Raw genomic sequence first — 22,494 nt, forward strand, 5'->3', positions numbered from 1 at the left:
GAGGAGGAGATTTCAATGGAAAAAGTCCTGCATAGAGACGCCTGGGAAAAGGTGAATAAACGTCTTGCGGCAAAAATGTTTGCGGAGTATATGTACGAAGACATGATACAGCCTGAACAGGAAGAAAAAGAAGGAAAGCTGCTCTTTAAGCTGCCGGTTTCTGAAACGAAATTCTATCGCTTTACCGGGTATCAGCGCCTTTTCGACAGCTATGACATCCAGGCGGATTCAATAGAGGTCCATTGCGGGAACGGGGGTGGGGAAAAGGTTAGTGCCACAGAGCTTTTGCTGGATTTAAAGCCTCTTATCGGGATGTCTGCAGAAACGTGTGGACACCTTATCAAGGAATTCCAGAGCACGCTTCTGGCCGATGTTCACCTTTTAGCCCAAGCGAAAACATCCGATGAGCTGACAGAGCTTCCGTACGAAGAGCTGGAGGGCGAAATGACAGGGCATCCGTGGATTACATACAATAAAGGAAGAATTGGCTTTGATTATGAAGATTACTTGAAATATGCTCCCGAGCAGAAGCGGGAAACAAAGCTATTATGGATCGCTGTTCGGAAAACAAGAGCCCGCTTCCAGGCGGTGGAAGGCTTAAACTGCAGCCGGCTGCTTGAACAAGAGCTGGATGAGGCTGTGTGGCAGAAATTTCATCAGCATCTGGCTGAAAAAGGGCTTGAGTCTTGTCAGTACTTCTATATGCCGGTACATGAATGGCAATGGAATAATGTGATTATTCAGCAATTCGCAGAAGATTTAGCATTCAATCAGATTGTCTTTCTCGGGGAAGGAACGGACACGTATTTGCCGCAGCAGTCCATCCGAACGTTTTCGAACACAACGGATCAGCGCCGGCACCATGTAAAACTGCCGATGAGCATCCTGAACACGCTTGTTTACAGAGGGCTTCCGGCTGAAAGAACCGTCATTGCTCCAGAAATTACGGAGCATATAAAAGGAATTGCTGACCGCGATCCCTTTTTGCGGGACGAATGCCGAGTCATCCTTCCGGGGGAGATTGCAAGCATCAATGTCGATCACAGTCTCTACAGCAGGCTGGAAAAAGCCCCGTATCAGTATCTCGAAATGCTTGGCACGATTTGGCGGGAGAGTATTTACACATACCTTGAAAAGGACGAACGTGCCATTACCCTTGCAGCCCTGACTTATGAAGATGAAAACGGGAAGCCATTTATCGAAAGTCTGATCCAAAAATCGGGATTGCAGCCGGCGCAATGGCTGGATCAATTTTATCAGACCGTCATGCCTCCGCTGCTTCACTATTTGTATCAGTATGGAACGGTCTTTTCTCCGCACGGCCAGAATACGATTCTCGTTTTGAAGGACTATGCACCTCATCGTCTGGCTGTTAAAGATTTTGTAGATGATGTAAATATCAGCGACCAGCCATTTCCAGAGCTTGCAGCCCTTTCAGGAGAACTGAAAAAGGTGCTGAGAAGCGAGCCGCCGGAGGGACTGACCCAGTTCATTTTTACAGGGTTATTCGTCTGCCATCTGCGCTACGTTTCGAATGCAATGGTCAAACGGGAGCTGATCAGTGAACACGAATTCTGGGCGCTTCTCGCAAAAGCTATTCAAGACTACCAAAAGAAATTTCCCCAGCTCGAGGAACGGTTCCGGCTGTTTAACTTTTTCACACCGGCGCTGACCAAGCTCTGCCTCAACCGGAACAGGATGGTGGATTACGGGTATGCAGACGGAGAAGACCGGCCGCATGCTTCGGAATTCGGAAAAGTCAGCAATCCGCTCGCTTCCTTTGCAGAGGTTTCATCCAGCTGAGGGGCTTCAAAGTCGGATTGGGTAATCGCGTTTTAAATTTTTTAGGCGGGGCAGTGATGCCGGGTTAGGTTAGGTGCCTATCCCTTCCTCCGACCCCATTTATTTTCAGCAAAATCAGGGACGGAGGCGGGAGCCTGCAATCCTTTCCCCTGCAAGGTGCCATGCAGAGTGGGGTCAGAGATTTAGTGCTTTAGCAGAGCGGGGGACGGAGGCAAAGCCGGGCAACCGACAAAAGGAATCTCCAAAAAAGGTACGGAGAAAGAAGTGCCCAGAGCATTGCTCTGAGCACTTCTTTTCTGTTCTATTAACAATTAACCGAGGTGGTTAGTTTGGAGGAAAGGCTCAGGTGTGGTAAATCCTGTAATGTGTTTGTTAATGTTAACTTGCAGGCTGAAAAGGATAGGGGGGATAAAGCCTCCGTTATTTCTTTTATAGGTAAAGAACCGCATTCAATTCACCCTTTTTTCATCGCAGAAAAAAGTTGGGCAGCAGCAGTCCAGCAAAATTCAACTGATGCCAGAATAAACTTTTCTATTAAGCCGTTCCTTCGAATTGACTAATGGTTGCGGAAAATTTCGTTTTCGTTTCCTTAATAATCTCTTGAAGGCTGTCTGCGATGCCGCTGACTTTTTCTGTTTCACTTGTGATGTGTTCCACGTTTGCATTCACTTTTCCGATGGCTTCATCCACATTTGTAGACAGTCTGCGAATTTCATCTGCCACTACTTTAAAGCCCTTTCCATGCTGGCCGACGCGTGCTGCTTCAATCGCCGCGTTCAAAGCAACCATATTGGTCTGAGATGAAATATGGCTGATGGTTTTGGAGGTCTCGCTGATTAAGTGTGTTTGCTTTTTCAGAGCCTGCACAGCCTCAATGCTTTGATTTGTATTAGCAACGACCAGATCTACCAGCTCCTCCGGCATCCTCTTCAAATCCGTAATAATCTTTACGGTCTTGTTTTCCTGTTCAGTAATATCTGTTGCTATTTTTAAAACAGCTGTGACGTCACCATCTTCGTTTGCAACTGGGATATACGTTGCCTCAAACCATAGAAGGCTGCCGTTCTTGCTTACCCGCTCAATCTTTTCCTGGAACTTTACCCCCTTTTTTAAATTCGCCCATAATCCCTCATACTCCTGACTGCTGTGAAAGTCTGCCGTGCAAAATTGCATGTGCTTCATTCCGGTCATCTCTTCAGGCAAATAACCGAGTGCCGAAGCAAAGCTGCTGTTCACCCAGATCACTTCTTTCTCCAGATTAAATTCAATCATGGCCAAATGTGTTTCTAAAGCAGTTAAGACTGCATGTGCACTTAAAACCTGTTTAATCGCCATACGTAAAACCCCCTCTAAATACCTGGTTATATAATAGGTATATCGGACTAAAATAATTGCTCTTTAATAGGATAAAGGGAAGTTCTGATAAAATAATTTTCTCCAGTTGTCTGTGTAAAAGAAGCTGTAACTCTCGACCTATTATGCAAAAAAACGAAGGATTAAATTCCCTTCGTTTTTTAAAAAAATGGTTTTATAGGTTTTCACCTAACCCGCCGCTTCCGCCGTACAAAAACAAACACAAGCGCTACAATTCCTCCAATGACGGAAGCATAGACAAAAAACATGTCCCTTATATATTCCAGGAAAAAATTCATAATTGATCACCTCAATGCAGAAAGGGCCTAAACTCAGGAAGGGTTGTACGTATCCGCTTCCCCATCCTGGCTGCTGGTATTTTCTTTCGCTTGGTCGTATAGAAGGGTAAGGGGGCAGAATCGCAAAATTCCTTCGCCCACCTTCATAGCGCCGAGCATAATCAGCAGGATGAGGGATTCTCTCCAAGGCTTTTTCGAGAATTTCGCGGAAGCAATGGCTACAAGTGTTAAACCAACAGTAATGCGGACGAGGGCATTGACAATGCCGATATTGGGTCTGATCAACTGGAGTCCTCCTTAAATTGTGGAAAGTTTTTAAAATGTCTGGTTCTTTCATGCAGTAACGTGCTAATTGTGTTAACATGAAAAGGGAAATTAAGAGCGCACCCAGCTAATTATGAAAGCGTTTGCCTAATCGTTCCAGAAGGAGGATTCATCGATGCCGGAAAATAGGTCTGTATGGAAGAACCACCAAATCCGAATGCATGTAGATGTCATAGACGGGTTGGCTGCACCGACGAAGCTTTTAAAAAACGCTTCGATCTTACATTCCTACCTCAAACAATGGATCCGGGGAAACATCTGGATTTATGATGACCGCATTGTTTATATAGGAGACAGGATGCCTGAAAGAATCGATCAGACAGAAGTTACGGAGTGCAGCGGGCTTTACATTGTTCCTGGATACATAGAGCCGCATGCCCATCCTTTTCAGTTATATAATCCCCAGACCCTGTCACGCTATGCGGCCCAGTATGGGACAACCGCTCTAATTAGCGATAATTTAAATCTGCTTTTTCAAAAAGACCAAAAGAAAGCGCTTACTTTGCTGAAGCACTTCCACCATCAGCCTTACCATCATTATTGGTGGGCCCGCTTTGATCTGCAATCTGAAGTGGCGGAGGAGGATTTCATTCTTTCCCCTGACCGGGTTTCCGATTGGCTCGACCAAGACTGTGTCTTACAGGGAGGGGAGCTGACGGGATGGCCGTCCCTCGCTGCAGGTGATGATTTGATGCTCGACCGGATTCAGGAGGCGAAAAAGAAACGCAAGCGGGTGGAAGGGCATTTCCCGGGAGCATCTGAACAGACGCTGACGAAAATGAAGCTGTTCGGAGTGGATGCCGACCATGAGGCGATGTCCGGAAAAGAGGTTTATTCAAGGCTGCTTGCCGGATATACGGTTGCCTTAAGGCACTCGTCCATCCGTCCTGATTTGCCAAAGCTTCTAAAAGAAATAAAGGAGCTGCCGATCGCTTCCTATGATCACTTATTTTTCACAACTGATGGAGCGACACCTGCATTTTACACGGACGGCGTGACCAATCCATTAATAAAAATGGCTCTTGAAGAAGGTATAGACCCGATTGACGCGTATCATATGGCAAGCTTTAACATTGCCCGTTATTATGGTTTGGACCATTTACTCGGTTCCGTGACAGCCGGCCGGTATGCAACCTTGAACTTTTTGGAAGATCCGGCAGAGCCGAATCCGGTCCATGTAATGGCAAAGGGCGAGTGGCTTAAGTGGGAAAACGCGGATCTGCAAAAAGATAAAACGGATTTGCCATGGCAGGATCTGGGGTTTGCCCCTCTCACAGCCAACTGGGGTCTGACGATGGATGACCTCCAGTTTTCCATGCCGCTTGGGCTTCACATGGTTAACGGAGTGATTATCCAGCCATACTCCGTCAGCCTGGATCTGGCTGCAGACGAATTGCCGGATAATCAGGACGAAGCTTTCCTTGCATTGATTGACAGGGAAGGAAACTGGAGAATCAACACCGTTTTGAAAGGGTTTGGAAATGTAAAGGGGCTCGCAAGCTCATTTTCCGCAACAGGGGATATTTTGCTGATTGGAAAAAATAAAGAAGACATGATTGCCGCCTGGAAGCAGATGGTCGAAATCGGCGGGGGGATTACGGTGTTTGAGAACGGCCGGACGGTTTTTGAAATGCCGCTGGAATTAAACGGAACAGCCTCCGTTGCCCCGCTGCCGGAAATGGCCCGCCAATATACAGAATTTCATGAATGCCTTAAAGAAAGAGGCTATCCGTTTGAAGACCCGGTCTATACCCTGTTTTTCCTCTCATCGACCCATTTGCCGTATGTGCGGATTACACCGCGCGGGATTTTTGATGTGAAGAAAAAAACGATACTCTTTCCGTCGATAATGCGTTAAAATAAGAAAGTGAAACGAATAATGTTATAAGTCGACTGTTTTTCTAAAAAAACCTTACACATGACAATGCCATAGATAATTTCTTAAAAAGGAGAATGACTGCATGCAAATTGATAAACTGCGCGGCAAAGAGCTTGACCAATTATTTGAATCAGTGCTCTCCCTGAAAAACATGGACGAGTGCTACCGCTTTTTTGATGATCTGTGCACCGTAAATGAAATTCAGTCTCTTGCCCAGCGGCTGGAAGTCGCAAGGATGCTTCGTGAGGGATTTACGTATCATAAAATTGAGACAGAAACAGGAGCGAGCACGGCAACGATTTCACGTGTAAAGCGCTGCCTGAATTACGGGAACGACGCGTACACAATGGCGCTTGAGCGCATCCATAAACAACCGAACGAATCATAAAAGACACCCGCTGAGGTGTCTTTTTTGCTTGCAGGGGCTTTACTGCTTATGAGAAGGACAGACACTTTCCTGGCGCCGTGCCTGAGTTTCGGTTTTCAAAAACGTGAGCGTCTAACCTGGCCTGCAAGAGTGTACGGGGAGTCCCTTCCGATAGGTGTTCATCCATGGTAATTTTGATATAATAATGAAATGGTTAAAAGGGAGGCGTACATGATGTACGATGTAAAAGAATGGCGCCACGCGTTTAAGCTGGACCCGGAAAAGCAAATCTCGGACGAGGCATTGGAGAAGATCTGCGAATCAGGGACGGATGCGGTCATTATTGGCGGAAGCGATTCATTGGAAGAGGAAGAAATCCTGAATTTAATGGCGCGGGTAAGAAGATATCTCGTGCCTTGTGTGCTGGAGGTTTCCTCCTTGGAAGCAATCGTTCCGGGATTTGATCTTTATTTTATCCCGACGGTTTTTAACAGCCGCGATCCGAAGTGGATTGTCAATCTGCACAAAGAGGCTGTTAAGGAATTTGGCGAGCTGATGGACTGGAATGAAATGCTGGTGGAAGGCTACTGCATCTTAAATCCTGCCTGTAAGGCCGCAGAGGTTGCTGATGCAGATGCGTCCATCGGGCTTGAGGATGTAAAGGCGTACGCGAGAATGGCAGAGAATATGTTCCATCTGCCGGTCTTTTACATGGAATACAGCGGAGCTTACGGGGATCCGGAATGGGTCCGGGAGGTACGCTCTGTGCTCGGCACCACGAAGCTATTTTACGGCGGAGGAATTACGACTCCTGAAAAAGCTTCTGAAATGGCACAATTTGCAGATACAATCATTGTAGGAAATGTCATTTATGATGATTTAAAAGCGGCCCTGCTAACAGTCGGTGCTGTAAAAAGCTGATTGCAAAAAGGACAGGTTATCGATACTATAGTAGAAAGAACATACGTTTGGTTAGGCGGTGGAAAAAGTGGATTTTATAGCACAGCAGCTAGTAAATGGATTAAATGAAGAGCAAGCGAGAGCTGTAAAAGCAACAGATGGCCCGCTTTTGATTATGGCAGGTGCGGGAAGCGGAAAAACAAGGGTGCTCACCCATCGGATCGCCTATTTAATGGCCGAAAAACGGGTTGCGCCATGGAACATTCTTGCCCTTACATTTACGAATAAGGCAGCGCGGGAAATGAAAGACCGGATCGGCCGTCTGCTTGGTCCAGGAGCAGATGATATTTGGATCTCGACCTTTCACTCTATGTGCGTAAGGATTTTAAGGAGAGATATTGACCGGATCGGAGTCAACCGGAATTTTTCAATTCTGGACTCGGCGGATCAATTATCGGTCGTGAAATCCATTCTTAAAGAGCGGAATCTTGACCCGAAGAAATATGACCCCAGAGCGATTCTCGGATCCATTTCCAGTGCGAAAAATGAATTGATTGATGCGGAAGAATATGCAAAGTCCCAGACAGGCGGCATATTTGAGCAGATCGTAAGCGATATATACAGTGATTATCAGAAAAAGCTCCTTAAGAATCAGTCGCTTGATTTTGATGACCTGATTATGACAACCATCCGGCTGTTTGAAAGGGTTCCGGAGGTGCTTGAGTTTTATCAGCGGAAATTTCAATTCATTCACGTGGATGAGTATCAGGATACGAACAGGGCACAGTATCTGCTTGTGAAAATGATGGCGTCGCGCTTCCGGAATCTTTGTGTGGTAGGGGATTCCGATCAGTCGATCTATGCATGGCGCGGTGCGGATATTTCAAACATCCTTTCCTTTGAAAAAGATTATCCGAATGCGGAAGTCATTATGCTTGAGCAGAATTACCGTTCCACGAAGCGGATACTGAATGCCGCCAACGAAGTGATTCAGAACAATTCCAACCGGAAGCCGAAGAACCTGTGGACCGAAAATCAGGATGGGCCCAAGCTCGTATACTACCGGGCTGACAGCGAGTCTGCCGAAGGACAGTTTGTAGCCGGGAAAATAAAGGAACTCTACGATCAGGGGAAGAGAAAGTTTTCCGACTGTGCCATTCTTTACAGGACAAATGCCCAGTCCCGGGTCATGGAGGAAATCCTCCTAAAATCAAACATTCAATACCAAATTGTCGGAGGCATCAAGTTCTATGACAGAAAAGAGATTAAGGACTTGCTGGCCTATTTAAGAATGATCGCCAATCCAGATGATGAGATCAGTTTCGCAAGGATTGTGAATGTACCGAAAAGGGGAATTGGCGCGACCTCCCTGGATCGGGTAGCCGCTTATGCAGCCAATAATGACCTCTCTATGTACCAGGCATCACATGAAGCAGATTTTATCGGACTTCCGGCTAAGGCGGCCAATGCTCTGGCGGAGTTCAGAGACTTGATCCGAAATCTTTCCGGCATGCAGGACTATCTGTCAGTTACAGAGCTGACGGAAGAAATCCTCGAAAGATCCGGTTATAGAGAAATGCTGAAGACGGAAAAAAGCATCGAAGCGCAAAGCCGTCTGGAAAATATCGATGAGTTCCTGTCGGTTACCCAGAATTTCGAGAAAAACAATGAGGATAAAAGTCTTGTTTCTTTCCTGACCGACCTTGCTCTGATCGCTGATATCGACTCGCTCAGCGAAGAGGAACAGGAGCAGCAGGATGCTGTTGTTCTCATGACTCTTCACTCCGCAAAAGGGCTTGAATTTCCTGTTGTATTCCTGATGGGAATGGAGGAGGGGGTGTTCCCTCACAGCCGTTCTCTAATGGAAGAAGGGGAGATGGAGGAAGAGCGCCGTCTCGCCTACGTAGGGATCACGAGAGCGGAAGAGGAACTGTATTTGACGAACGCGCAAATGCGTACACTTTTCGGCCGGACAAACATGAATCCGGAATCCCGCTTTATTGCGGAAATACCTGAGGAATTATTGGAAAACCTAAACGAGAACATAAAAGCGATGACGACACCGTTTGGAAACACAAAGCGGGACCGCCAGCGTATGGCCCAGGTCAAGCAGCCGGTTAAGGCCTCCACAGGCGGAGAAGGCTTCGCCTGGGGTGTCGGGGATAAAGCCGAGCACAAAAAGTGGGGCACCGGTACAGTTGTCAGCGTAAAAGGGGATGGAGACAGCAAGGAGCTTGATATTGCATTTCCGAGTCCTGTCGGCATCAAACGTCTGCTGGCGGCATTCGCACCGATCAAAAAAGTGTAATCAGGATGCTTTAGGAAAGGGTTGGGATTATGACCGATTATCAATCATCCCAGAAAAGGGTTCAGGAGCTGCATGAGCTTTTAAACCGGTACAATTATGAATACCACGTTCTGGACAAGCCAAGTGTGCCTGATGCGGAATATGATGAGCGCCTTCATGAGCTCATTCATCTGGAGGAGCAGCATCCGGAGCTGAAAACGCCTGATTCACCTACCCAGCGGGTTGGGGGAGATATTTTAGAGGGCTTCAGCAAGGTTGAACATAAAACACCGATGCTGAGCCTCGGCAATGCGTTTAATGACCAGGATCTACGGGATTATGACCGGCGTGTCCGCCAAAGCGCAGGGGATGACGTTCAATATGTAGTGGAATTAAAGATTGATGGTCTGGCCGTCTCACTCCGCTACGAAAACGGCGTTTTTGTTCAGGGCGCAACCAGAGGGGACGGCTCAATCGGAGAAGATATAACAGATAATCTCCGGACGATCCGCTCCATTCCTCTCAGACTCAGCAAAGCCCTCTCCATTGAGGTCAGAGGTGAAGCATTTATGCCCAAAAGATCATTCGAACGCCTCAATGAGAAAAAAATCGAGCTGCAGGAAGAACCGTTTGCAAACCCGCGCAATGCAGCAGCAGGCTCTCTGAGACAGCTTGACCCGAAAATTGCAGCGAAACGAAATCTTGATATTTTCGTCTATGGTATTGGAGAGCTTGAAGAAATCGGTGTGGAAAGACAAAGCGAAGGTCTCGATCTGCTCGATGAACTTGGGTTCAAAACAAACCATGAAAGAAAAAACTGCGGAAGCATCGATGAAGCCATTGATCTTCTTCATGCCATACAGGAGCAGCGCAGCTCTCTGCCCTATGAAATCGATGGGGTGGTCATTAAAGTCGATGCAATCAGCCAGCAGCAGCAGCTTGGCTTTACATCCAAAAGTCCCCGCTGGGCGATTGCCTATAAATTTCCTGCCGAAGAAGTGATGACAAAGCTTCTTGATATTGAGCTGAATGTAGGCCGGACGGGAGTCATAACACCGACAGCCATTCTGGAACCGGTCCGTGTAGCCGGGACCACTGTTCAGCGTGCATCCCTTCATAATGAGGATTTAATCAGGGAAAAGGATATCCGGCTTGGAGATTATGTGATTGTGAAAAAGGCAGGCGACATTATTCCTGAAGTGGTCAATGTTCTGGCCGATCAGCGCACGGGTGATGAAGAAGAGTTCCTGATGCCAAAGGAATGTCCGGAATGCGGAAGCGGGCTTGTCCGAATGGAAGGGGAAGTGGCGCTAAGGTGCATCAACCCGATGTGCCCGGCCCAGCTGAGAGAAGGGCTCATCCATTTTGTTTCAAGGAATGCCATGAACATTGACGGACTCGGGGAGCGGGTCATTGCCCAGCTTTTCAAGGAAGGCTTGATTACCGATGTAGCCGATTTGTATGAGCTGACAAGGGATCAGCTTCTTGCACTTGAACGGATGGGGGAAAAATCCACCGAAAATCTGCTGAAAGCCATTGCCAAATCAAAAGAAAATTCGCTTGAAAAGCTTTTATTCGGGCTCGGGATCCGCCACGTAGGTTCCAAGGCGGCGAAAACCCTGGCTCAACACTTTGAAAGCATGGACCGTCTTATGGAAGCAAGCCGGGAAGATCTGCTCGCCATTAATGAAATTGGCGATAAAATGGCGGATGCCGTTGTCACCTATTTTGAAAAACCTGAGGTCATTCAGCTTATGGACGAGCTGAAAAGCCATGAGGTGAACATGGCCTATAAAGGGCCGAAGCTTGCAGCACCGGAAGAAATGGACTCTTACTTTGCGGGCAAAACCGTTGTTCTTACAGGAAAGCTTGAACAGCTAAGCCGAAATGACGCGAAAGCTGAGATTGAAGCATTGGGCGGAAAAGTAACCGGAAGCGTAAGCAAAAGCACAGATCTTGTCATTGCAGGGGAAGCGGCCGGAAGCAAGCTGTCAAAAGCGGAAGAGCTCGGCATAGAGGTCTGGGATGAATCAAAAATGATAGAAGCACTAAAGAAATAGGAGAGCAGGGAGTGGCATTATTTGAAAAAATGGATAGCCGTACTGGTGGCGTGCAGCATGCTAAGTGCATGCGCCCCCAGCTTTGGCGATGATAACGAAGTCGTTCAGGAAACGGACAGCCAGGAAAAAAAGGCGATTATTCCTAAAAGTACATCGGACTCGGACTACAGTGTGATATTGCCCTTTGAACCAGGGAAGGCAAGAGGTCTGACAGCTGACAATTTGAATACAAGGCTTGATCTGGATAAATTTGAAACCGGGCTGATGGATTTTGCCCAGGAATCGTTTCCCTCTGACCAGGATTTTTATTACCAGGAAGGCCAGTATTTGACGGAGGATCAGGTGCGCGGCTGGCTTCGGTATAAATATGATGGAGCCGCGCTTAAAACGAAGCAGGATGAAGCAAAGAAAAATAAGCAAGAGTATAAAAATACTGGCTTGAACCCTGCGATCACGGATCTTAACGCAACAGATACACCTAAATACCTTGCGAGCGTACTCGAGCAGAATTACCTGAAAAAAGTGGATGAGAAAACGGTTAAAATCAGCGGCGTTGTTATAGGCGTGGCGCTTAATTCCGTCCACTATTACAAGGAAAATGATTACGCCAGGGAAACAGCCCTTGATGATGCGAAAATCCGTCAGGAAGGCGAGAGAATTGCTGCAGAGATTGTCAAGCAGGCCAGAGAAAATAAGGAAATCGCAGACGTTCCGATCCGGGTGGCCCTGTATAAGCAGGCACCAAAATCCTCAATTGTTCCGGGAGAATTTATCGCGCAAACCGAAGCGAAAGCCGGAAGCAGCAGCCTGGAGGGGTGGAAAGACATTAATGAAAGCTATCAATTCTTCCCATCACCTGAAGCCAACCAGCAAAAGCCGGAGGATGCAGATACGTTCGAGCGCTTTAAAGAAGATATAGGAGATTACTTTCCAAATTACACAGGTGTAATCGGCAAAGCTCATTACAAAGATGATGAAATGAAATCACTCAAAATTGAAATTCCTATGCAATTTTATGGGAAAGCTGAAGTGATCGCCCTCACTCAATTCGTGAATCAAAAAATCAGCCAATACTTTCCGCAGGACTACATTGATCTGGAAGTTAACATCACCTCCACCAGCGGCCAGGAAGCCCTGATTGTCCGAAAGGCCGGGGATGAGAAGCCAGTTACGCATATTTTTAAGTAATCACTAAAGTTTTCTATTAAAGAGGAAAGGACCAGATCCACCGGGATTTGGTCCTTTTTTTACCATTAAGAAAGGGGATGGAACAATGGATGCTCAACTGCCTGGTGTCAAGCTTAGAGAACTGGAACCTGAAGATGCGGAGGACCGCTATCAATGGTGCCTCGATCAGGAAGTAACAGCCTATTTGAATATGCCGGACCGGTATCCGCCGTTCAGCAAAAAGGAGACAGAGGAATGGATCAGGCTCTGCATCACCAAAACAAATGGCTATGACCAAAAGGCCATTATCACAGTATCAGGCAAACACATTGGCTGGATAGACTTTAAACATATCGATGCTCTCAATCGCCATGCAGAGCTGGGGATCGCCATCGGAGACAAAGGCTGCTGGGGGAAGGGCTACGGATTAGCGGCTATGAAAGAGATGCTTGAATACGGATTTTATGAGCTAAAGCTGAACAAAGTATGGCTTAGAGTAGAAGCAGACAACTTTAGGGCTATCAAATCCTATAAGAGAATGGGCTATAAAGAGGAAGGGATATTAAGGCAGGACCGCCTAAGAAATGGGGTATTCATCGATAGGCTTCGAATGAGCATCCTGAAGGAGGAGTATCCGGCCTGCTTGAACAGCTCCATGTAAAGAGGCTGTTAAGTCTTACTCCTTTGCGATGGTTATAGGGGGGGGGATTTCCGAACAATCCTCGAGTCGTGATGCAGGTGGCGCTGATGGAACAGTAAGCCTGACCGATTTTTCCTAGGCTATTTTTTGGGGGCTGCTATCCTCTTTATTTATTAAACTTAATATAGTTAAAGCTCATGCGTAAAAGCTTTTTTGAATTCCTTAGACTCGTTCCCTTGCTCGCCCACATCTGTCAGATTCGCTCTGGAATTTTTACATGGAAAATGACCAATTCAGTATGTGTTTGATAACCAAACTCATCTCTAGCTAGTTAAGATTTATAAAAGCGCTCTTTGCAGGCAGTTTATGAGTTAAATTTTCCGTTTTAGGCCTCGATTTAGTGAAATGAGCAGCCATTCTGGTATGGCAAAGGGGTAAAACAGGCGAGTCCACTTAGTAAATGCTTAGGCGGTCTTCTTGGATTGGTTATATCGATCCATTTTTTGATTATATCGGTGCTATTTGAGATATATCGGTGCTATTTGAGATATATCGGTGGATTTCACCACTATATCGACGGAAACGAAACGGATATCGATTTTTCGGGAAGATTCGACATGGTTGGCACAAAGATTCAGGGCGTCCGGGCGGGGATCCGCTTCACATGATCTTTCGTCTCTCCGCGAAGGTTCTGTCTGATGATTGTGTCCGGCTGCAAGAATCAATCTCTCTTTGTCCGCGGCGGCTGCCCTTGACTATAAACCGCCAGGCGAGTCAAAACCACCGTGCATGCTGCTGAACGAAGGAGCATCATTTAACGAAACGATCAGCCAATTCAGATGCCTTTAAAGATATCCTGCCTATCAGCTGCAGTTTTCCAGTAAAATAAAATTGATAGAATCCTTTCTATGTTTGTATGGTTAGGAATTATCAGTTAAAATAGATTTGTAACCGTTTTATTTTAATAAGGAGGCGTATTTCAATGGTATTACCTTACAAGCATGAACCGTTTACAGATTTTTCGGTAGATTCGAATAAACGCGGATTCGAGGAAGGATTGGCAACAGTAGAATCCTATCTTGGGAAAGATTACGATTTGATTGTGAATGGGGAGCGCATCTCCACAGATGAGAAAATCGTTTCGATAAATCCAGCAAAAAAAGATGAGGTAATCGGACGGGTTTCAAAAGCAAACCGCGACATCGCCGAGAAAGCGATGCAGGCTGCTGATGAAGCGTTTAAAACATGGCGCAAGACGAAGCCGGAAGTGCGTGCAGACATTCTTTTCCGTGCTGCTGCCATTGTACGCCGCCGCAAACATGAGTTTTCAGCGCTTTTATTAAAAGAAGCAGGAAAGCCATGGAATGAAGCGGATGCTGATACGGCTGAAGCCATTGATTTTATGGAGTATTATGCACGTCAAATGCTGAAGCTGAAAGACGGCCAGCCGGTGGAAAGCCGTCCGGGCGAATACAACCGCTACAGCTATATCCCTCTGGGTGTAGGTGTTGTCATCTCTCCATGGAACTTTGCCTTTGCCATTATGGCGGGTACGACGGTAGCGGCTCTTGTAACGGGCAACACGGTGCTATTAAAACCAGCTTCCACGACCCCGGTTGTGGCAGCTAAATTCATAGAAGTTCTGGAAGAAGCAGGTCTTCCGAAAGGTGCAGTCAACTACATCCCTGGAAGCGGAGCCGAGGTTGGAGACTATTTGGTCGATCACCCGCGCACGCGTTTTATTTCCTTCACAGGGTCCCGTGATGTCGGCTTGCGTATTTATGAACGTGCATCCAAGCTGAGCGAAGGCCAAACCTGGCTGAAGCGGGTGATTGCTGAGATGGGCGGAAAGGACACGATAGTTGTGGATAAAGAGGCGGATCTTGAATTGGCAGCCCAATCGATCGTGAAGTCTGCTTTTGGGTTCTCCGGACAAAAATGCTCTGCATGCTCCCGTGCAGTCATCGTCGAGGATGTTTATGATCAAGTCGTAGACCGCGTCGTTGAATTGACAAAGGAACTAAAGGTCGGGGATACTACTGACGGTACAGCATTCATGGGCCCTGTCATTGATCAGTCTGCATTTGACAAAATCATGGAGTACGTAGAAATCGGACGAGGCGAAGGGCGTCTTCTTTCAGGCGGAGAAGGAGACAGCTCCACCGGATACTTCATTCAGCCGACGGTTGTGGCGGATGCCGATCCGAAATCGCGCATTATGCAGGAAGAAATCTTCGGTCCATTCGTAGCCATTGCGAAAGCGAAGGATTTCAACGAAGCGCTTGAAATTGCGAACAACACCGAGTACGGTTTGACTGGCGCGGTCATTACAAATAACCGTGACCATATCGAGCAGGCGAGAGAAGATTTCCATGTAGGAAACCTTTACTTCAACCGCGGATGTACAGGGGCGATTGTAGGCTATCAGCCATTTGGAGGATTTAACATGTCCGGAACCGACTCAAAAGCAGGCGGACCTGACTATCTTGTCCTTCATATGCAAGCCAAGACTACCTCTGAAATGCTTTAATTTATTTTCCAGACTTAAGAGCCCGGTTCAATGAGCCGGGCTCTTTCTTTGCAAAAAAGCCATTCACTGTGCAGGTGAATGGCTTTTAAACATACGTTTATTTAGTTTCTCTGGCCAGTACTGTTTCCATTTCGGTAAAGCTGTCTATTACTTTTTCAGACGGTTTGGCAGTCATGAGGCTGACCACGATAACGGCAATCAAACTCATGAAGAAGCCTGGAATCATCTCATACAGGACGTCTGTCAGACCTGGGATAGTCAGCCAGATAAGAACCACTCCTGCACCGGTGATCATTCCGGCAAGAGCTCCCCATTTCGTCATGCGTCTCCAATACAAGCTGAGCAAGATCGCTGGCCCAAATGCAGAACCGAAACCGGCCCATGCGTTCCCGACCAGGTCAAGAATGGTTCCGCTTGGTTTAAGCGAGAGCAGAATGGAGATGATGGCTACCACGAGGACAGCCAGACGGCCGATTAGGACCAATTCTTTATCCGACGCATTTCTTTTAAAGAATGTTTTATAAAAGTCTTCTGTCAGCGCACTGGACGTAACGAGCAGCTGAGAAGAAATTGTACTCATAATTGCTGCAAGGATAGCGGATAGAAGGAAACCGGTAATTAGCGGATGGAAAAGTACATCGGCAAATTTAATGAAAATGGTTTCCGGATTGTTCAGGTTAATCTCATTAGCATTTACATAGGCAATCCCAACAAGACCAGTCATCAGCGCTCCAACGATGGAAACGATCATCCAGCCCATCCCGATCCGGCGTGCCGGTTTTAATTCCTTAATGGAATTAATGGCCATAAAACGTACAATGATATGCGGCTGGCCGAAGTAACCAAGACCCCATGCAAGAAATCCGATGATTCCAAGAACCGTTGTACCGCGGAATACATCAAACAATTTCGGATCGATTGCTCTTACCTGATCCACTGTGGTTCCAAAACCGCCTAAATCAATCAGTGCCACGACGGGAACTAAGATGAGAGCAAGGAACATAATGACACCCTGTACGAAATCTGTGAGGCTGACTGCAAGGAATCCTCCAAACAGCGTATAGGCAATGACTACACCCGCTGTAATAAAAAGGCCGGTCGTATAATTCAGACCGAAGGAGGATTCAAAAAGCGTTCCTCCTGATACCATACCCGCTGAACAGTAAAGGGTAAAGAATATCACGATGACAATTCCAGAAAAAAGGCGGAGCATTTTGGATTTATCGTGAAAACGATTTTCAAAATAATCCGGAATTGTAATCGAATTATTCGCTACAATTGTATAAGTTCTAAGTCTTGGTGCAAGGATTAAATAGTTTGCATATGCTCCCAATGTCAGGCCGATTGCGATCCACATGGCGGCGAGTCCTGTCGAATACATTTCCCCCGGCAGACCCATCAGCATCCATCCGCTCATATCTGAAGCTCCGGCGGATAATGCTGTTACAGCCGGGCCAAGCCCGCGGCCTCCAAGCATATAGCCTTCTACATCGCCGGTTGATTGCTTAAACGCATAATAACCGATCCCAAGCATCATGATGAAGTAGAGAGCTAAGGATATATAAACTTCAAATTCCACAATATCTCTCCTATCTTGTCATTTTTTTGCGACTACCTTTGCCAACGAGCAAACCGCTCAGAACCTTCCACACGGGATGAACCATCCCTCCGCACGCTGAATCCAGACATACGCTGTTTCCGCTTATAGGAAAGCGGGCATCCATCTTTTGGCGTCATTTCAATTGAGCAAGGAAAGTGAACCTGCTCACCCCTATTAAGAATTCAGTCCTTTCCGCCGGCTGACCCGGCATACCTTCAGGAAAATTAGCGCAGATTTATCATCTGGAAGTCCAGATGGGTCATAACGAACATGCTGTTAGATAAATCCGGGTCTTTTTTCCGGGAAGGAATTGATCAAGAAAGGAGAAATCGCTGAATCTTAAATAGTGTGAAATGGCGTCGAGCACCGTTCGCAGCCTACGGTTTCTTAACCTATCAAAATTATCCCCATTATTCAAGCAGTTGAAACGTGTCGGAATTTGGAAAAATCCGCAGGACCATAAGCCTTACGTCAGTGTAAGCGATTTCTTTTAAAAATAAAAGTAAAATAATTCTGAAAAATTAAAACGAAGTATTCCGTTGGTTTCAAGATGGAAACGGCCTGGTTTTTCGACAAACACAATGACAATTTTCTGGTCTAATATCCTTATTTTTCATTAGTTTACAAAAAATTTAAGAAAGTCTGCTGGAAGCCTTAAATTCAGGTGATACGTTTGGAGCAGAACGGCAGCTATTCAGCTGAATTTATTTGAAAAGAGGGGAAGCAATGAGAAAACCAAAAACGTTTCTATCTGCTGTATTTGCCTTTGTTTTGGTTATGCAGACGGCAGCTGCAGGCCTGGTTTTGCCGGCAGGCACTGTCTCAGCGGAGGAGGCGCCTTATTCACTTGGGACGGTCATTGATCAATGGGAGAAAGATATTGCTCCGGGAGTTGAGCAGGAGACAGTAACACTTGCAAGCAATCGCGGACGACAGGAAGCCTTCGTCATGAACGTTGATCTGGATGAGGATGAGCTTGGCATTGACGTAGGTCTGCCAAATGGCAAAGACCTTGGCATGCAGCCGGTCCGCCAGCAGGCAGCAGCCGTTTCAAAGCCTGGCCAAGTCGTTATTGGAGCATTTAACGGTGATTTTTATAATACCTCAACAGGGATTCCAAATGGAACGGTTATTCATGATGGCAGAATTCTAAAGTCAGGGTACAAGGAATCGTTTGGCGTGAAAAAAGACGGGACTCCGATCTTTGGTATTCCAGGTGTCCAGTTTAAGCTTCATGACGATGGTGCCACCCATCACATTGCCCAGCTGAATGGGGCCAGGGGAACGAATCATCTTGCCTTATACGCTGCTCCGCTTAAATCAACAGGGACAAACACATCCGGAACAGAGGCAGTGCTAAGTGTTGTATCCGGAGATGTACATAAGCCGGGAAAAATGAAAGCGGTAGTTGAAGAGCTGATTGATGGCAAAGGAAATCAGGCGATCGAGAACGGAAATCTTATTTTATCCGGTCATGGAACTGGCCGTGAGATTGTCAAGTCACTGAAGCCTGGACAGGAAGTGGAGATTGAAACCCAGATTTCCCCGCAATGGCTGGACGCGGAGGAAGGGCTAAGCGGAAATTATAAGCTCATTCAAAAAGGTCAGAAGGTCAATTTGCCTTCAGACAATTTTACGACTGCAGTGGCTCCAAGAACCGCAGTCGGCATGAACGCAGAAGGTGAGATTTTCTTTGTGGTCATTGATGGACGGGCACCTGGATATTCAGAAGGGATCACCGTCTTCGAATTACGTGACATGATGGCTGAGCTTGGCGCGGTGGAAGCACTGAACCTGGATGGGGGAGGTTCCTCTACTTTTGCGGCACGGCAGCCGGGGGAGGAAGGTCTGAGTATTGTAAACCGGCCGTCCGATGGTTTTGAACGCTCTGTTGCTAACTCTTTTTTAATTACGACTTCCGCTGAGCCGGGAGCACTCAGCCAGCTCGCCATGCAGCCTGACCGCCTGCTGATGCTGAAAGGAAGCCGTGAGGACCTGGATGCTAAAGGAATGGACGCCGGATACTTTCCTAAGCCGCTTAATGGAGAACCGGATTGGTCTGTCTCGGATTCCTCACTTGGGACAGTAGATGAAGAAGGGTTGTTTACAGCAGGAAATACACCCGGGAAAGGAACGGTACGGGCAGGGAAGGATGGAGCGAGCGGAACAGCTGCCATCACCGTTACAGACAAGCTGACCGAAATCAAGCTTCCCCAGGATGCCCTTACGCTGAAAAAAGGGGATGAAATCAATCTTGCTCCGAAAGCCTTATTGGACGGGAAAAACGTCGATGCCGACCCTTCTCTTTTTGAATGGAAAATTGAAGGCGGAGTTGGGAGCATTGATCAAAATGGACAGTTCAAAGCTTCCAGCAAAACAGCATCGGGAAAAATCACCGTATCACACGGAGGGATTTCAGATTCGATGACAATCCAGGTAGGGAAATTGCCGATTATTCTGGAGGATTTTGAAAAGAATTTCTCTAATTGGACCTTTAGCGGTGCCCGATACAACTCCATTTCCATAAAACAGACAACCTATCCTGAGCCCGCCCGGTTCGGCAGCCATGCCCTGCAGCTGAACTATGACTTTACCGGGACAACGGGAACGTCTGGTGCATACGCACATCCAAAGCAGCCAATTCAAGTTGAGGACTATCCCGAGTCTATAGGGATGTGGGTGTATGGAGACGGAAACAACCACTGGCTCAGAGCTCAAATGAGGGATGCGAACAACAGCCCGTTTGCGCTAGATTTTGCTTCAAAAATGAACTGGACCGGTTGGAAGTACGTTGAAGCGAAAATCCCGGCCGGCAAGGCGCTTCCTTTGAAAATGGACCTGCCGGTGAGACTGATGGAAACGAGTGACGCCAACAAAGATGCAGGAACCATTTATGTGGACAACATCCGGGCTGTATATGGCGACACAAATGATGATCTCGTAAACCCAGTCATTGACACAGCTCAGCCTGCAGACGGAACGAAAACGGAGGATGCCCAGCCTGTGATTTCCGCCATTGCAAAGGATGAAGACACAGGGATCAACCCTGAGCGCATCGCGATGAAGGTAGATGGAAAGGCTGTTCAGCCGGCATACGATTCCAAGACCGGAACCATCTCTTATCAACCTGAAGCTCCGATGCTTGATGGATTTCATAAAGCAGAGCTGAATGTTCAGGACAATTTTGGAAACGAGGCGGACAAATCCTGGACATTTGAAACAGAAGCCGGTCAGGCAGGATTCAAAGCAGACCCTCCGAAATCTGCTTATATCGGTTCAGCGTTTCCTGTCAAACTGGAAGTAAAAAAAGCCGAGCAGCTGGATACGCTGAAGGTAAAAATGAAAACATCCTTACAGGCTGACGAAAATAAAGTGAAGCTGTCTGAATCGATTACATCCGATATGGTCTTGAAAAATAAAATCTCTGAGGACGGAACGATTGAACTTGAGTTAAAAGGTCTTAACAAACTGGATGGGGATCTGGTGATTGGCAGCCTGCCGTTATCCATTCCTGTTACTGCGAAAGGGAAAGCATCCGTTGAATTTTTATCCGGCAGCTTGAAAAAAGCGGGTACCAGCGAAGAAACCATGCTGTTTCTCCCGAATATTGAAAAAGACGTAAAAGCGCACTTTACAGTGGAAGCAGACCGTGCATCGGTTGGTTTTCCTTCTAAGCTGACAGTAAAAGATGAAAACGGAAATGCAGTCGAAGGCGCTGAAGTAAGCGTCCTGTCTCCTGATTACAAGCTTGCGAAAGTTAAAACGAAGATGGCGCAGATCAGGAAGGATCCGAGAGTGGAATCTGAACTGACAGCTCCTGTTTCCAAGAAGGTCCAGCTTCTGGTTTTGAAAGAAGAAAATGGATGGATTCAAGTGAAAACCGGTGATATCGAAGGCTGGATCGAAGCGTCAGATACAGAGATCAGCGACTGGACACTCGGTGAAACAAATGAGGACGGAACGCTGAAAACGAGCCTGCTAACCTTAATTCCCGGCAAAGCAGTGATTCAGGCATCGAAGGAAGACCGCTACAGTTTTACAAAAGATATTAGCGTTCTGAACCACCTTGGGACCAGCAAACCAGAAAGACTGAATGTCACCTTTAATGGAAAAACAGGCAGCCGTAATGTTACTTGGACAACTTCACCGCTGATTAAAGACTCCGTTGTTCAAATCGCGAAAAAAGAAGATTACGAGAAAGACGGATTCAGCGGCAGAAGATTTCTTGGAAAAAATGCAAAAAGCGCGCCTCTTTCAATGGATGCAGGTGAGCTGCAGGTGCATACAGCCGAAATTATGGGCCTCGTACCCGGACAGACTTACATGTACAGAGTCGGAGACGGAACGCCTGAAGGCTGGAGCGAACCGGCAGAAATTTTTGCGAAAGACATGGTGAAAAGTCCGTTCACCTTCCTGCTTATGGGGGATACACAAGCACCGCCGAACCAGACCGAATCCGGCTTCGGCATCTACACTGAGCTGTTCAAAAAAGCAAAAACCGAACATCCTGATGCCGCCTTCATGATGCATGTCGGGGACATGATTGACGATGGCAATCTCTACTCCCACTGGAACGCGTTCTTCGAATCAATGAAGGATCCAATGCTTGCGCCATCCACTGCGATCATGCCAACTGTTGGAAATCACGAAAACATCGGAAGCGGAGTCCAAACCTTCAAAAGTCTCTTTAACATGCCGGGCAACGGGCCGGATGGCTTTGAAGGAACCGTCTATTCCTATGATTACGGCGACGCACACTTCGCTGTTCTAAACACGGAAACAGACACCGCCGGCCTGCAAAAACAAGCTGAATGGCTCATCAAAGACATGGCGAAATCGAAAAAGAAATGGAAAATTGTCACCTACCACCGCTCTCCATACTACTCCAACCCGCAAGGCGGAGCAGAGGCAGTCAAAAGTGTATTTCCGAAAGCGTTTGACGAGGCCGGCATCGATCTCGCCATCTCAGGCCATGACCATGCCTACGTCCGGACGCATAAACTGAAGGAAGGCAAACAGGCTCAAGAAGGTACCACCTACCTGATTGCCGGTTCCACAGGCGGCAAATTCTATGATGCCGTCCCTCAGGATTACATGGATGTATACTTTGAAGAAAAAACACAAATCTATTCAAGCGTTACGGTAAGCGAAGAAGGCATCAAAATCGTAGCGAAAGCCCGTGACGGCAGGGTGATTGACGAGCATTTAATCAAAAAATAACGGAAACCGGGGGTGCAGCTTCTGCCCCTGGTTTTTTTATTTTTGGGGTCTGGCCCTCGCTCTGA

14 protein-coding genes are annotated in these 22,494 nt (G+C 47.0%); 10 read left to right on the forward strand and 4 right to left on the reverse strand.

Annotated features, from left to right (window positions below):
• Nucleotides 1-15 precede the first annotated feature (15 nt).
• Complete coding sequence (locus ACQCVE_RS12815; RefSeq protein WP_426863048.1) at nt 16-1,803, forward strand: IucA/IucC family protein; 1,788 nt, start codon at nt 16-18, stop codon at nt 1,801-1,803.
• Nucleotides 1,804-2,337: 534 nt separating this feature from the next.
• On the opposite strand, the gene ACQCVE_RS12820 is transcribed toward ACQCVE_RS12815, so the two are convergent.
• From ACQCVE_RS12820 to ACQCVE_RS12830, 3 genes are all read right to left on the reverse strand, one after another.
• On the reverse strand, nt 2,338-3,138 hold the full coding sequence (locus ACQCVE_RS12820; RefSeq protein ID WP_426863049.1) for a methyl-accepting chemotaxis protein: 801 nt from the start codon (nt 3,136-3,138) through the stop codon (nt 2,338-2,340).
• Between the two features lie 203 nt (nt 3,139-3,341).
• Complete coding sequence (locus ACQCVE_RS12825) at nt 3,342-3,455, reverse strand: EYxxD motif small membrane protein (RefSeq protein WP_426844875.1); 114 nt, start codon at nt 3,453-3,455, stop codon at nt 3,342-3,344.
• 33 nt (nt 3,456-3,488) lie between these two features.
• Nucleotides 3,489-3,740 carry a YgaP family membrane protein gene (locus ACQCVE_RS12830; RefSeq protein ID WP_426844874.1) on the reverse strand — a complete coding sequence of 84 codons (252 nt, stop codon included), beginning with the start codon at nt 3,738-3,740 and terminating at the stop codon, nt 3,489-3,491.
• 154 nt (nt 3,741-3,894) lie between these two features.
• On the opposite strand from ACQCVE_RS12830, the gene ACQCVE_RS12835 reads away from it, so the two are divergent.
• The 8 genes from ACQCVE_RS12835 to pruA all read left to right on the forward strand — a co-directional run bounded on the left by ACQCVE_RS12835 (nt 3,895) and on the right by pruA (nt 15,609).
• The gene (locus ACQCVE_RS12835; protein WP_426863050.1) at nt 3,895-5,637 is read left to right on the forward strand and encodes an adenine deaminase C-terminal domain-containing protein; all 1,743 of its coding nucleotides are present in this window, start codon (nt 3,895-3,897) and stop codon (nt 5,635-5,637) included.
• 103 nt (nt 5,638-5,740) lie between these two features.
• Nucleotides 5,741-6,046 carry a YerC/YecD family TrpR-related protein gene (locus ACQCVE_RS12840; protein ID WP_426844872.1) on the forward strand — a complete coding sequence of 102 codons (306 nt, stop codon included), beginning with the start codon at nt 5,741-5,743 and terminating at the stop codon, nt 6,044-6,046.
• Nucleotides 6,047-6,259: 213 nt separating this feature from the next.
• The gene (locus ACQCVE_RS12845) at nt 6,260-6,946 is read left to right on the forward strand and encodes a heptaprenylglyceryl phosphate synthase (RefSeq protein ID WP_426844911.1); all 687 of its coding nucleotides are present in this window, start codon (nt 6,260-6,262) and stop codon (nt 6,944-6,946) included.
• A 67-nt stretch (nt 6,947-7,013) separates the two neighbouring features.
• A complete protein-coding gene (gene pcrA, locus ACQCVE_RS12850) occupies nt 7,014-9,233 on the forward strand; it encodes a DNA helicase PcrA (RefSeq protein ID WP_426863051.1) in 2,220 nt (739 codons plus the stop codon).
• A gap of 29 nt (nt 9,234-9,262) precedes the next feature.
• The gene (gene ligA / locus ACQCVE_RS12855; protein WP_426844870.1) at nt 9,263-11,272 is read left to right on the forward strand and encodes an NAD-dependent DNA ligase LigA; all 2,010 of its coding nucleotides are present in this window, start codon (nt 9,263-9,265) and stop codon (nt 11,270-11,272) included.
• Between the two features lie 57 nt (nt 11,273-11,329).
• Nucleotides 11,330-12,460, forward strand: coding sequence for a CamS family sex pheromone protein (locus ACQCVE_RS12860; RefSeq protein ID WP_426844910.1), 1,131 nt, complete (start codon nt 11,330-11,332; stop codon nt 12,458-12,460).
• Nucleotides 12,461-12,545: 85 nt separating this feature from the next.
• Nucleotides 12,546-13,100 carry a GNAT family N-acetyltransferase gene (locus ACQCVE_RS12865; RefSeq protein WP_426863052.1) on the forward strand — a complete coding sequence of 185 codons (555 nt, stop codon included), beginning with the start codon at nt 12,546-12,548 and terminating at the stop codon, nt 13,098-13,100.
• A gap of 961 nt (nt 13,101-14,061) precedes the next feature.
• Nucleotides 14,062-15,609: an L-glutamate gamma-semialdehyde dehydrogenase gene (gene pruA / locus ACQCVE_RS12870; RefSeq protein ID WP_426844868.1), complete on the forward strand. Its 1,548-nt coding sequence runs from the start codon at nt 14,062-14,064 to the stop codon at nt 15,607-15,609.
• Nucleotides 15,610-15,706: 97 nt separating this feature from the next.
• Here the strand turns inward: pruA and putP are convergent, their stop codons facing one another.
• A complete protein-coding gene (putP, locus tag ACQCVE_RS12875; protein WP_426844867.1) occupies nt 15,707-17,188 on the reverse strand; it encodes a sodium/proline symporter PutP in 1,482 nt (493 codons plus the stop codon).
• 747 nt (nt 17,189-17,935) lie between these two features.
• Here putP and ACQCVE_RS12880 point away from each other — a divergent pair.
• Complete coding sequence (locus tag ACQCVE_RS12880; protein WP_426863053.1) at nt 17,936-22,429, forward strand: phosphodiester glycosidase family protein; 4,494 nt, start codon at nt 17,936-17,938, stop codon at nt 22,427-22,429.
• Nucleotides 22,430-22,494: the final 65 nt, after the last annotated feature.

The sequence above is a fragment of the Metabacillus sp. 113a genome, from assembly GCF_050107635.1.
Classification (GTDB): domain Bacteria; phylum Bacillota; class Bacilli; order Bacillales; family Bacillaceae; genus Metabacillus_B.